Origin of the sequence: Methylorubrum aminovorans (assembly GCF_022179725.1) — a bacterium.
In the GTDB taxonomy this organism is placed as follows: domain Bacteria; phylum Pseudomonadota; class Alphaproteobacteria; order Rhizobiales; family Beijerinckiaceae; genus Methylobacterium; species Methylobacterium aminovorans.
Genome location: NZ_BPRC01000006.1, coordinates 78,512 through 90,803, shown reverse-complemented (window position 1 = coordinate 90,803; position 12,292 = coordinate 78,512). Strand labels below are relative to the sequence as shown.

Below are 12,292 nucleotides of genomic sequence, written 5' to 3'. Positions count from 1 at the left end.
GGACCGGCGGATCCGGGCGCGGGACCTGCGTCCCGCCGCCCGCTCATGGGGCATCCCGAGGATTGGCTACTCCGCGACCCGGCCCTCAGGCCCCAAGCGAGCTCCGTCGAGCTCCGTGACAGGTGTCCGGACCAGCCACCACCGCACCCGACCCGGTCGTTCGACCCACATGCATCGGCGCGCGCGATCCAGTCCGTCGCCATTCCTGCGCGAAGGCCGCCAAGTGCGGGCGGGCCGGCCCCTCCGCATCGAGGTAGCGCAGGAATCCCTCCACGGCTGCATCGTGGCCCGCGGCATCCGTCCTGCCCGTCAGATGCGCCCAGCGCATGAAGATGACGTAGAGGTTCGCCACGTCGGTCTCGCAGTAGTCCCGCACCCGACCGAGTTCGTCGCGCGCGACCAATTCGGCGACGCAGGACCCGTGCTCGCCCATCTTGCCCGGTGCGCCGACCGCCGCCGCAGCCTCCTCCAGGGTGAGACGCGAGGCCGCCCCGAAGGCTGAGATCGCATCCATGAGGTCGAGGTGCCAGTCCTGGGCGTAGCGCTGCCCGTAATTGGCCCAGCGCGTTCCGCGAAGAAACCATGCGGGGGCCGCGAGACCGTGCATCAACGAGCGGGCGAGGACCACCGGCATGTCGAACGCCCTGCCGTTCCAGGTGACGAGCCTGTAGCGTCCCCCCTCGAAAAGCCGCCAGAAGGCGCGCAGCAGACGTGCCTCGTCCCATCCCGGTTCGCCGCCGCTGCGGCAGGACCGCAACTCGTAGGTCTCGACCCCCGTGCCCGGCTCCCGACCGACCCCCGCCTCGATCACCGAGATGGCGACGACCTGATGCCACATGGCCTTTGGAAACCGGTCGGCCGGCCAATCCGCGGGCGTTAGGATCGGGTCCGGAACGGTCTCGATGTCGAGCATCATCAACGTGTCCGGGCTGCCCTCGTCGAAGTCGCGGCGGCGCAAGGGATGTCGCATGGTGTCAGGGCGCGGCTCCGCCCCGGGTGAGGCGGCGTCGAACAACGTCCGTTCCGCGAGCGGGCGACGGGCGGGTGAGCGCGACGCGGACGGGTCCCGGCATGCAATCGGTCGGCGTACGAAGGACGTCATGGCCTCTCCACTTCAGATGTCGTGCGTGCGGTGGGCACCGCGGCCCGGACCGGCGCGGCGTCGGGGGGAGGCGGCCTTTCCCGAGAACAACGCCCGAATGGCCGCGTCGTCGAGGTAGGCCGTGCGGAACAGGGCCTCCGCGATCCGTTCGAGGGCGAGGCGCTCGGTCCGCATGAGGTCGCACGCGCGCTCGTAGGCCAGCCGGAGCCGCTCAAGGACCGGGCGCATCAGCCAGGGCATCCGGGCCAGGTCGATGTCCTGGGCGGGGGCCAGGGACAGCAGCGGGAAATCGGCCGAGAACCCCCACGACGCCTCCATCGCCGCGGCGCATCGGGTCGCCTCGGCGAGATCCGAGACCGCGCCGGCGGAGACGTCGCCCAGGAGCACCTCCTCGGCCGCGCGGCCCGACAGGATCATCACCAGGGACCGTTCGAAGTCGCCCTCGGTCAGGGCTCCGTAGGCATCGACGAGCGCATGCTCGGTCAGGCCGCCGGTCGGGGCGATGGTTAGCGTCACCGGTCCGCTCGCGCCGCTGGCCAGGAGCGCGACCGCATGCCCGGCCTCGTGGACGGCGCAGCGCATCCGGAGCCCATCCCCGAGCGCCGGCGTCCCATCCGAGGAGCCTGCCAGGATGTCGTCCACCGTGAGGGTGCGGCCGGCCCGTCGCGCGCTGCCACGCGCCCGCCGCACCAGCGCCTCGACGTCGGCACCCGTCATGCCCCGCAGCAGCGGGACCACCGGCGCAAGGTCGAGGTCATCGGCGTCGGTCCCGAGATACTGGACCAGCATGCCGGTCAGCGCGTCGAGACCGGGAAGCTCGATCCGAAAGTGCCGTTCAAGCCGCCCCGAGCGCAAGATCGCAGGATCGATCCTCGAAGGATGGTTGGTCGTGCCGACGACGACGACCCCTTCGCGGCCGACGGCGCCGTCGAGGTGTTCCAGGAGGGCGTTGACGACCTGGCTGGAGTAATCGCGATGATGTTCTGAGAAAGTATTCCTATCTCCAAAGGAATCGAGCTCGTCGATCAGGACCACGCAAGGCGACCGCCGCGCTTCCTCGAAGAACTGCCGCATGGCGCCCAGGGTATGGCCAAGATGTCCGTCACGGGAGCCCTGCCACTGCGCGAGGGAGCCCGGATGAAGCGGTAGGTTCGCGCTTCGGGCCAGGGCCGCCGCGAACCGTGTTTTGCCCGTGCCGGGCGGCCCGCTGACGAGGGCGGCCGATTCACAGGCGGCGAACGGGATGATCCCCTCGTGCCACGACCGTAGGTCCGCCACCAGGCCGAGCCCCCAATCCCGGGCGGCTCCGAGACCGAGCGAGTCCTCAAGGCGGGGCGCGTTCGCGGTGCGCTGCCTCTCTCGCAGGCGCGAACGCCCGAGGCGCTCCAGGGCCTCGGATGCCCCGCGACCCGGGCGGATACCGAGCCGAAGGTCGGCGGCGGCCCGGACCGCCACGCAGTCCCCGAGCGCGGCGAGGGGCGGAACCTCGCCGGTCACCGCCTCGATCACCAGGCTCAGCACCTCGGCGTCGAGCGGAGCGACGAGAACCTCCCGGTCGACGGCGCGCAGGAAGTCGCGCGGCAGCGTCCTGGCGGGATCCGACGCGACGCCGATGAGCGGGACGCCGGCGACCACGGCCGCGCCGACGGTTTCGTTGCCGCGGTCGGGCCTATGCTCGCGCGAGGCCCCGTCACGCGCGAACACGACGACCTCCCGCCGGCTGCGGTCGTTCCAGGCCCCGCGCCCGCCCTCGCCATCCCGAACCCTCCATCCCAGTCCGAGGAGGCAGGGTCCCACGACGCACCGCATCGGCTCCACCCAATCCGGAGAGGATACGCGCACCAGTAGGACGGGGAAGCCGTCATCGGCCGCGGGAGGTCCTGCCGGAGCGAACGCGCGCCCCAGCATGACCGCGGCGGCCACGACGTCGGCGGCCAGCCGGGGCATGAGTGATGCCTCCCGCCGGCCGAGCGCGAGCGCGTCGAGCTCGGCTTCGTCCAGGCACCATGATGGATCCGGGCTCGCGGCTTCCTTCCGCAACGCCTCGACGAAGGCGCGCGCCATCGCGCAGGCCGCCTCGTTCGGTTCGGGCATGGCATCCTCCGGCTTCGCACGGGACTTCGATGGTGGGGGGCCGATGGTTCAGCGGCGGCGAGACTTGCGCATCCTCGGTCGCGCCCATCGCGCCGCGAGCCGCATGAGCCGGCGCTCGTCGGCGCTGCGCCGTGCCAGCGCGCGCAGGGCGTAGGCGATGACCGCCGGCGCGGTCGCGTCGCCGCGCTCGGCCATCAGCAGGAGATTGCCCATCACGAGATCCGACGCGACCGAAGCCGCGCCGCACGTGCGGACGTGACGGATGGCGAGCGCCGTGGCCGCGGCCGCGTCCCCGTCCCTTGCCGCGGACCAGCGCGTTTCGCCGAGTATCGACGTCGTCGCCAGCAGCCGCGCGAGGGCCGTTGCTTCCGCCCGGTCGAGGCGTCCGGGCGGGTACGTACGCCAAGCCGCCACCACGCCGACTTCGACCACGGGCGGCACGCCGCGCCGCGGGGTTCGGATCGCGTGCCGCAAAACCGAAGTCGAAACCACTCGGCCAGGCTCCGATGCCATGTCCACCTCCAGCGGCCCCGCCCGTTCCAAGGCGGTCAGCGAATCCGTCACGCTTTCGAAAAACTTGGCCCGTGCCCCCACGGGGAGCCGGAACGACCCGATGGGCGAATAGGCGGTCGCCGCGCTGCGCACGGGCTCGGTTTCACAGCGCCCAGCCCGGTTGGCCCGGCTGTTGGAATGCCCACGACGTTCGAGAATGCTTATATTATACCTGCGGTATATAAGACGATCAAGCCATTGCTGTCTTTGGCGGCCGGGAAAAGTCGTGGCGGCGGCAGCCCGAGGCGGGAAGTCAGCGATGGGCGCCGTACCGGCCCAACCTTTCCCGGCTCCCGATGCCCGTCGGCCTGTCCGGGGAGCTTGGTGCGGGCGGCCCTGGGCCGTAGGTCGACGTTCCCATCTCAGGCCTCGACCACCAAGGCTGGGTCGAAGGCATCGGCCGCATCCCACCGCCGCAAGGGATTGGCGACGACCCTGGTCCGGCCGATGCGGTAATCCGCCGGGGCGACGGCCCGGCCGTGGACCCAGAGCGTCGGCGCCCCCCAGGCGTGCATGACATCCTCCAGGTCCGAGGCATGCGAGGCTGCCAGCCAGGCGTCCCCGAGCCATCCCGTCCAGGCGTCGGGCAGCGAACGGCGTGAAGGCGCGAAGTGGGTGAGCACGACGGCGCGGTCCCCGGGGCGAACACCGGGCACGAGCGTCCCGGGTCCCCTCGCGACGTTCAGCGATTGACACACGATGCTGGTGAGGGCGTCCTCGATGTATCCCCGCGACCTTGCATGGGCCCCGAGGGCGTCGAGCGGCGACCACGGGCGCCCCCGCCGAAGCAGGACGCGCCGGCAATCCGCCCAGCTGTGGCGGGCCGCGACCCTGGCTAGGCGGCCCTCGAAGCTCCCTTCGAGGCACCAGTCGGTCCACAGGGTCGCCCCGACCACCACGGTCCCGCCGCCGGCCTCGGGACCGATGCGTACCGCATCGTCGGCGAGCAGGTGGATGCCGAGGTCCCGGGCGAGGTCCCGGCCGCGGGCGACCGCCTCCACCATGGGCGTCTCGGACCACAGCTCCGCGCTGCCCGCCACCATCAGGACGGGCCTGTTTCCCTGTCTGCCGTCCAGGGCGCGCGCCAACCAGTTCAACGCGACGTCCAGCCCTATGGCCACTCCGCCCGCCACCAGCAGGACGTCGAACTCGGGAAGCGGATCGGGGAGCCGGAACCCGGGATTGCGGTCGATGAGCAGGTCGGACAGGATCCAGAACCTCGCGTTCTCCCTTCGGCTCCCGACGGAGGCCGGTCCTGGACAGGCCGTCCGCACCTCGGGCGTCGGGTCGATCCGCGCTCGGGGCCGAAACGGAAGCGGCAACGGCTCCGGGACCTCGGCGCCCGGAACACGACGAGGGGGGCGAACATGCCGCGTCATCGTAGGCCCCCGGCGGCCGCCGATCCCGTTCCGGTCGAGCCCTGGGAGCGGAACGGAATGGGATGCGGCGGAGGTGCTCCCCGGCATCCTAGCGCACGAGGCTCACGGGCGAAGTCCAGCAAGGGCGTCTCCATCGGTTCTCGGCTTGCGGGAGGCAGTCAGGGCGGGGCGGCCGCCCCGGGCGGTCTCAGACCTCGACGACCAGCCCGGGCTGGAAGCGCGGGTTCTCGCCGGGATATCCTCGCGGGTTGCAGAGCACGCGGGTCCCGCCGAGGCGGTAGTCGAACGGCGTATGGGTGTGCCCGTGGACCCAGAGCGAAGGCCGACCGGCCTCGATCAGGTCGTCCAACCGCGACGCGTAGGCGGCATTGAGCGGCTTGCCGAGGAACCGCGGCGCGACGCTCCCCGCCGCGGGAGCGTGATGCGTGACCACGACGTGCGCCCGCGTCGTCGCGTCCGCGGCGGACCGGAGCGCGGTTTCGAGGAAGCGGCGTGACGCGAGGTGCAGCGCGAGCGCCTCCTCCGGCCGGAACCGCCGCCACTCCGGCTTGCGGCTCCAGGCGATGAGGCGGTGATCGTTGAGGCCCACGCGTGCGTCCCGCATGGCGGGGACCCGCGTCGCCGGTCCGTCGAGCTCGTAATCCGTCCACAGGGTGCATCCCGAGACCACGACGTCGCCGAAGCGGACGGTGTCGTTCTCCAGGAGGTGAATTCCGGCCTCCATCGCGGCCGCGCGCCCCGCCTGCAACTCGTCCGGCAGGCATCGACGGTAGAATTCATGGTTTCCGGCCACGAACGCGACCGGCATATGCGGCCGGACCGTCGCGGCGAGCCACGCGATTGACTTGACGAGGCCCTCGCCGACGTCGCCGGCGACCACCGCGAGATCGGCCCCGGGGATCGAGGCTGGGGTCCATGGACTCCCGATGTCGATGTGCAGGTCCGAAAAGATCCATAGGCGCATCGGTTCTCCCTCGGTGTCGTCACCCGGAAGCCGCAGCCGGTCCGGCGCCCCGTCGTCGCTCCCGGCGGAGACGCCCGCCGGCTTAAGTTCCACCCGGGACCGCCACGCATAGGCGAACCGGGCATGGTGCGGTCCGCCCGTCCCGTCGGCGGCGAGACGGTCGAGCGCATCGGCGAGGAACGTCGCGGCAGCCTTTTCGCCGCGAAGCGCCAGCGCGAGCGCCGCGGTGGCGACCACGTCGACGTCGGGATGCGCCGGACCGCATCGTCCGAGGACCGCCCGGGCGTCGCGGAGCGCCGCCGGGGCGTCTTCCCATTCCGAGGCGGCCACGGAGGGACCGGACCCTTGGAGGGCAGCCGTCGCCGCAGCCAGCAACGGCTTGGCCAGATCGGGCGCGAGGGCGCCCGGTCCGACCGTCCGCCACAACCTGGTGAGGGACGTCGAACCGCCCGCCGCCGGCAGCGCCCAGCGACGTTCGCCTTGGGGGTGCACGGGCATCTCCTGACATCCTCGCATGGCCGCCCGGACAGGCGGCGAGGGCTCCCCCGCCCACATCTCGACGGGCGGGACCGGCTTCCGCCTTTCGAGCGAGGGAGGGGCGACCCGCCTCGACGGAAAGGGAGACGGTGCGCTACTGCAGGGAGGGACGCGGACCGGCGGGCCGTCCCAGGCGGTAGAGCCTGGAATAGGTGCGCGCCCAGGTACGACGGTCGGAAACGTAGACTTCCGAGGTTCGGACCCGGCGACCTGGGGGAAAGTCCGGATGGTGCGTGACGCGACCGACGAGCGCCGCGACCGGCCGCATCCCGAACTCCCATTCCTCAAGGACGGGGGCGGCGGCGAGTTCCTCCGCGGACGGGTATTCGCCGTCCTCCGCGGCGTCCAAGGCATCGGCAAGGTCCCGGAGCCGGTCCTGCGCGTCGCGGCGGTCCGCCTCGCCCATCCCGGCCAGGACGGGAGCGATGACGTCGCCGGGATGCCCCGGCATCGGGACCGCACCGGGTACGACCGCGTTCAGCACGCGAAGCGCAGCGCGAACGGACAGGGACGCGAGCAGGGATCCATGGGCCGGGGCGGCGGCGTCCCGCAGCGGAGCCGGCAGGCCGCGAGGGATCACGCGGATCGAGGTGTCGTCCAGGCCCGCGGCCGCCGCCGTGTCGCGCACGGTTCGGTCGGACGCTCCGAGTGAGGGGAAACCGCACCCCAGCAGCCAAGGGACGGCGGCATGCGCGGTCGCGCGCAGCATGGACACGGCCATGGCGCGTTCGAGGACGGACGGTCCGACGGCGATCACCCTGGGACATTCCCCGAGATCAACCGGGCAGTCCGCCGCCCACCCTGGCGGCAGGTCGAGCACCACGAGGCGTCGCGCGGGATCGGCGGCCGCTTCCCGCGGGAAGTCCTCTGCGAAGGAGGGACCGTCCCTGCAAAGCTCGACAACGCGCAGCGTGTCCGGCACGCTGTCGAGTCGAGGCAGCCGGGATTCGTGCGCGCCTACGACGCGCAGGAGCGTCGTGGCGGTGCCGACCGAGGCTGCGGCACGGGCAATCAGGAAGGCGGCGTGCGTGCCAACGGCACGGCCATCGCCGCCGAACAGCGCGATGATCATGGCGAAACCCCAAAGGCGGAAAGCGGCCCTCCCGCTCGACGATCAGTCGGGCGGGGGCGGGCAGTCGGCGGTGCTTGTTGAAGTTCCCAATTATACCTGTGCTATAAAAATCTTTCAAGCCTCGCCCGACGCGCCTCGGGGAGTGGACTTCGCCTCGGCTGCGGATTTCCCTCCGGACCGGACCGTGCCAGGATACCTATGCCAAGCCGCCCGCCTGCTGGTCGGTCTCACCCAGCAGGAGCTTCACCTGCTGGCGCGCGTTTCGAAGAAGTCGATCAACGACTACGAGAACGGCTTCATCGCGATCCGAGTCGCGCTTGCGAAGCGCTTGGTCGCGGCCCTTCGCGGCGCGGGCGCCCGTTTCATCGCGGGCGAGGGATACGTCGGCGTGATCGTGAGCGGGCGGAGAACGGAGGCGGGCGTCCCGGCGGCTCCCTTCGGACAGGGAGTCCAGGAAGCCGGGATCGTCTCCGACCCGGGTCCCTCGGGCGGTTCCGCCAAGCCGCGCCCCGCCCGCGGCAGGCGTGCGTCGCAGGGGGATTGAGGCTCGAAATCCCCCGGTGGCGGTTCTCGGCGCGTTCCAGGCTCACCCCGTCCTGCCTTCGAGCCTCGTCACACGACCTTGCCGACGAGGCTCCCGATGCCTGCGGTGACGCCCACGGCGAGTGATCCCCGGAACGTCACCTGTACTGTACCGTCGCCCGCGGCACTGCGGCACCACCCGCCTTCGCCCCGAGGGCGCCGAGAATGGCGAGGAACACCAGCGAGGCCGCTACCTCCGTGTATTCGGGCCCGCGCTCGACGTAGATGCGAGCGAGATTTTGGCGCTTCGCCAGGGGTCGTCGGTGAGTTCGAGCCGCTCGCGGTCGGCCCGCTCGGTCTCGGACCGGGAATTGACCGAAGGGCACTTCCCGACCGCCATCGACATCGCGCTAGCCATCAGGATCTCCCCGTTTGTGCGTGGCGGACACCGCGACGCCGACGCTGAGGCTCGCGGTCGATACGGGTCCATCGTTGGTGCTAAACGCCGCGACGCGAAGCCAGCCGGCACGGTCGATAAGGTGCTGTGCGGGTCCTATTTACGGCTACGGCGAGAACAGCGAGGGTCGGCAGGCCCAACGTGTTCATCCGAAAGACCTTTGACCGCAGCACGAGCTGAAACTTTCGTGGCGGATAAACCAGCGCTGCGTCATGGCCGACACGGCGCAAGCTTGCCCGGCTTTTCCTGAGCAGGTCCCGGATTCAGGAGATGCGGCCGTGCTCATGCGCGCACTGTCGATGGTCGGCCAGCGTCTCGATCACCCGACACTCCCCCACCCGACCGTGGCCACATGCCTCGACCATGCGCCGCAACTCTCCGCGCAAAGCCACGAGTTGCCCGATTCGACGCTCGACCTCGGCCATGTGTCGACGGGCGATGCCGTCCACCTCCGCGCAGGACCGGTCCGGCTCGGTGGACAGAGCCAGCAACTCGCGAATCGCCTGGATCTCGAATCCGAGTTCGCGCGCATGACGGATGAAATTGAGCCGGGATATCTCTGTCTCCAAATAGCGACGCTGCTTGCCCTCGGTGCGGGTCGGGGCCGGCATCAAGCCTGCTCCCTCGTAGTAGCGGATGGTTGGCACCTTCACGCCCGTGCGGCGCGACAGCTCTCCGATTGAAATGTTCATATCCCGGCCAAACCTCCAGTCCTTAGAGGTTGCACTCTCCTTCCTCCTCGATGGGAAGGGGGCACGAAAGCGGATGGCTCCGACGAACTGTCCGAACGCCATCCGTCACTCGACCGTTTTAAGCCGCCGCAGCCCATCCTTTTGACCTTGAAGCTTTGCGTGACGCTCTCCCGTTGATGACGTCGCACACGGATGGGACCTCCCATGGTGGGAACGTGAAGGGCCTCAGGCGCTCGATCTTCCCTCTCCAAGGAGCCGCAGCGCGTTTGCCGTCACCAGCACGGTTGCCCCGGTATCCGCCAGGATGGCAGGCCATAGGCCGGTGACCCCTAGAACCGTCGTGACCAGGAACACTGCCTTCAAGCCGAGCGCCAGGGCGATGTTCGTCCTGATGTTGAACAGCGTCCGGCGCGAAAGCTCGATCATCCGGGCGATGTCTGCGACGCGTCCGTGCAGGGCCGCCGCATCCGCCGTCTCAAGCGCCACGTCGGCGCCCCCACCCATCGCGATACCGACGTCCGCGGCCGCGAGCGCCGGCGCGTCGTTGATGCCGTCGCCGACCTTGGCCACCACGGCGCCAGTGGCTTGGCGCTCCCGCACGATCCGCTGCTTGTCCTCAGGCAGGAGCTCGGCCCACACCTCGATGCCGAGCGCGGCCGCCACGGCCCAGGCCGTCCGCGCGGTGTCGCCGGTCAGCATGATCGCGCCGACGCCGAGCGACGCAAGGCGGTCGACCCCCTCCCTCGCGTCGGACCTGGGCTCGTCTCGCATCGCGAGCAGCCCGGCTACCGCCCCGTTCGCGAGGAGCACGGACACGGTCTTACCCTCGCCCTGGAGCCCGGAGACCCGCTCCTCCTGATCGGGCGTGAACGGCACGCGCGCGCCGGCTTCCCTCGGCGAGCCAAGGAACAAGTCGAGCCCCCCGACCTTGCTGGCGATGCCCTTGCCGCCGAATGCCTGGGCCCCGAATGCCGGGGGCACCGGCGCTCCGGCCTCGGCGGCCTTGGCCAGCACGGCCCGGGCGAGCGGGTGCGAGGAGCCACCCTCAAGGGCGCCCGACAGCGACAGCACGTCCCGCTCGGACCTCCCGAATGCCACCACGTTCGTCACGACGGGCTTGCCCTCCGTCAGGGTTCCCGTCTTGTCGAAGGCGACCGTCGTCACCGAGGCCAGCCGCTCCAGGACGGCGCCGCCCTTGATGAGAAGCCCGCGCCGGGCCCCGGCCGAGAGGCCGGCCGCGATGGCCGCCGGCGTCGAGATGACGAGCGCGCAGGGGCAGCCGATCAGCAGGATCGCCAACCCCTTGTAGACCCAATCCCCCCACGCGCCGCCCGTGAGAAGCGGCGGGACCACCGCCACCAAGGTGGCCACCGCGACGACGGCGGGGGTGTAGACCCTGGAGAACCGGTCGATCAGGCGCTCGGTCGGCGCCTTCGCCTCCTGCGCTTCCTCCACCAGCTGCACCACCCGGGCGATGGTGTTGTCCTTGGCAGCCGCGGTCACCCGGACGCGGAGCGCCCCGTCGCCGTTGACCGTCCCGGCGAAGACTGCGTCGCCAGGCTCCTTGCGCCTCGGCACGCTCTCACCGGTGACCGACGCCTCGTCGACGTCGCTCCCGCCGTCGAGGATGGTCCCGTCCGCCGGGACGCGGTCACCCGGCCGCACCAGCACGGTGGCGCCGACCTTGAGGCTCGCGGCGGGCACAGATTCAGTCGTGCCGTCGCGTTCCAGCAGCGCCGTCTCCGGGACGAGACCGGTCAACCCACGGATGCTCGCCCGGGCTCGACCGGCAGCGACGCCCTCCAGAACTTCGCCGATCAGGAACAGGAAGACGACGGTCGCCGCCTCCTCGGTCGCCCCGATGACGGTCGCGCCGACGGCGGCGATCGTCATGAGCATCTCGATGGAGAAAGGCGTCCCATGCCGGGCGGCCAAGATAGCTCGTCGGGCAACCGGCACCAGCCCAACCGCCATGGCCGCGAGGAAAGCCCAGCGCTCGGTAATCGGCGCGACGTGCCCGAGCGCGTAGGCTGTCACCAGGGCCGCGCCGCAGGAAGCCGCCAGCAGGGCTTTCGGCGCCCTCCACCAAGGTGTCTCAGCGGTATCCCCCAACGCCACGGCGTCCGGGTCCTCGGCCCCGTAGCCGAGGCCGCGGACGGTGTCAGCGATCATTCTCGCATCGGTCCCGGGTCCGTGACGCACCGCGAGCGTCTCGGCGGCCACCGAGACCTGCACCTGCGCGATGTCGGGCAGGCGGCGCACGGCGGCCTCGACCTTCGCCGCGCAGGACGCGCAGTCCATGCCGGTCACCCGCAGGCGGGTCGTCGGGACGTCGGTCCTGTCCAGGGTCGCTGCTTCGGTCACGGCGGGTGCCTTCCTTGTGGTTAAGGCGACCCTACTTCCTCTAGCGACTAGAGGAGCAAATATCTTGAAGCCCATCGCAATCGGGGAATTGTCGCGGCAGGCAGCCGTGAAGGTGCCGACCATCCGATTCTACGAGGAGCGCGGACTCCTGCCGCGCGCGTCCCGAACGGAAGGCAACCGGCGGACCTACGGCGCGGCCGACGTCCGCAGGCTTCGGTTCATTCGGCACGCGCGTGAACTCGGATTTGAGATCGAGGACATCCGCGCGCTGCTCGATCTCGCCGAGCAGCCGGAACGCCCGTGCGGGGAGGTAGACGCAATCGCCCGCCGGCATCTCGCTGACATCGACGACCGGATTGCGCGGCTCACCGGGTTGAGGGTGGAGGTCCAGGCGATGCTGGATCAATGCTCGCGGGGCAGTGTCCGGGAATGCCGCATCGTCGAGGTGCTGGCCGATCACGGTGAATGCCTGCACGAGGTTCACTGATGCCTACGGCCACGCGGAATTGGATTTTATGCGCTCACCACGTTCGAAACCCCTTGCTCCTCCAGTCGCT

Annotated in this window: 10 protein-coding genes and 1 pseudogene; 2 read left to right on the top strand and 9 right to left on the bottom strand. The window is 70.6% G+C overall.

Annotation, left to right across the window (positions count from 1 at the left end):
* Positions 1-85: 85 nt before the first annotated feature.
* From MFF24_RS10730 to MFF24_RS10705, 6 genes are all read right to left on the bottom strand, one after another.
* On the bottom strand, positions 86-970 hold the full coding sequence (locus MFF24_RS10730; protein WP_231343940.1) for a 3'-5' exonuclease: 885 nt from the start codon (positions 968-970) through the stop codon (positions 86-88).
* A 144-nt stretch (positions 971-1,114) separates the two neighbouring features.
* Positions 1,115-3,196, bottom strand: coding sequence for an AAA family ATPase (locus tag MFF24_RS10725; protein ID WP_003596813.1), 2,082 nt, complete (start codon positions 3,194-3,196; stop codon positions 1,115-1,117).
* 48 nt (positions 3,197-3,244) lie between these two features.
* Positions 3,245-3,841: a hypothetical protein gene (locus MFF24_RS10720; RefSeq protein ID WP_012455871.1), complete on the bottom strand. Its 597-nt coding sequence runs from the start codon at positions 3,839-3,841 to the stop codon at positions 3,245-3,247.
* 269 nt (positions 3,842-4,110) lie between these two features.
* On the bottom strand, positions 4,111-5,070 hold the full coding sequence (locus MFF24_RS10715; RefSeq protein ID WP_238224432.1) for a metallophosphoesterase family protein: 960 nt from the start codon (positions 5,068-5,070) through the stop codon (positions 4,111-4,113).
* Between the two features lie 244 nt (positions 5,071-5,314).
* Positions 5,315-6,589 (bottom strand): metallophosphoesterase, encoded by a 1,275-nt coding sequence (locus tag MFF24_RS10710; protein WP_003596816.1) that lies wholly within the window; start codon positions 6,587-6,589, stop codon positions 5,315-5,317.
* Positions 6,590-6,722: 133 nt separating this feature from the next.
* Positions 6,723-7,700, bottom strand: a complete 978-nt coding sequence (locus MFF24_RS10705) for a DUF6634 family protein (protein WP_003596818.1) — start codon at positions 7,698-7,700, stop codon at positions 6,723-6,725.
* Between the two features lie 184 nt (positions 7,701-7,884).
* On the opposite strand from MFF24_RS10705, the gene MFF24_RS10700 reads away from it, so the two are divergent.
* The gene (locus MFF24_RS10700; RefSeq protein WP_003596819.1) at positions 7,885-8,244 is read left to right on the top strand and encodes a helix-turn-helix transcriptional regulator; all 360 of its coding nucleotides are present in this window, start codon (positions 7,885-7,887) and stop codon (positions 8,242-8,244) included.
* Between the two features lie 68 nt (positions 8,245-8,312).
* Here the strand turns inward: MFF24_RS10700 and MFF24_RS10695 are convergent.
* From MFF24_RS10695 to MFF24_RS10685, 3 genes and pseudogenes are all read right to left on the bottom strand, one after another.
* Positions 8,313-8,779: pseudogene (locus MFF24_RS10695) on the bottom strand (VIT1/CCC1 transporter family protein).
* Between the two features lie 163 nt (positions 8,780-8,942).
* Complete coding sequence (locus tag MFF24_RS10690) at positions 8,943-9,371, bottom strand: MerR family transcriptional regulator (RefSeq protein WP_026105497.1); 429 nt, start codon at positions 9,369-9,371, stop codon at positions 8,943-8,945.
* A gap of 225 nt (positions 9,372-9,596) precedes the next feature.
* Positions 9,597-11,735 carry a heavy metal translocating P-type ATPase gene (locus MFF24_RS10685; RefSeq protein ID WP_003596824.1) on the bottom strand — a complete coding sequence of 713 codons (2,139 nt, stop codon included), beginning with the start codon at positions 11,733-11,735 and terminating at the stop codon, positions 9,597-9,599.
* 64 nt (positions 11,736-11,799) lie between these two features.
* On the opposite strand from MFF24_RS10685, the gene MFF24_RS10680 reads away from it, so the two are divergent.
* The gene (locus tag MFF24_RS10680; RefSeq protein ID WP_003596825.1) at positions 11,800-12,222 is read left to right on the top strand and encodes a MerR family transcriptional regulator; all 423 of its coding nucleotides are present in this window, start codon (positions 11,800-11,802) and stop codon (positions 12,220-12,222) included.
* Positions 12,223-12,292: the final 70 nt, after the last annotated feature.

Excerpts from the sequence above, each read along its gene's own strand:
- MFF24_RS10730 (WP_231343940.1), bottom strand. The coding sequence starts at position 970 with ATGCGACATCCCTTGCGCCGCCGCGACTTCGACGAGGGCAGCCCGGAC.
- MFF24_RS10725 (WP_003596813.1), bottom strand. The coding sequence starts at position 3,196 with ATGCCCGAACCGAACGAGGCGGCCTGCGCGATGGCGCGCGCCTTCGTC.
- MFF24_RS10710 (WP_003596816.1), bottom strand. The coding sequence starts at position 6,589 with ATGCCCGTGCACCCCCAAGGCGAACGTCGCTGGGCGCTGCCGGCGGCG.
- MFF24_RS10705 (WP_003596818.1), bottom strand. The coding sequence starts at position 7,700 with ATGATCATCGCGCTGTTCGGCGGCGATGGCCGTGCCGTTGGCACGCAC.
- MFF24_RS10690 (WP_026105497.1), bottom strand. The coding sequence starts at position 9,371 with ATGAACATTTCAATCGGAGAGCTGTCGCGCCGCACGGGCGTGAAGGTG.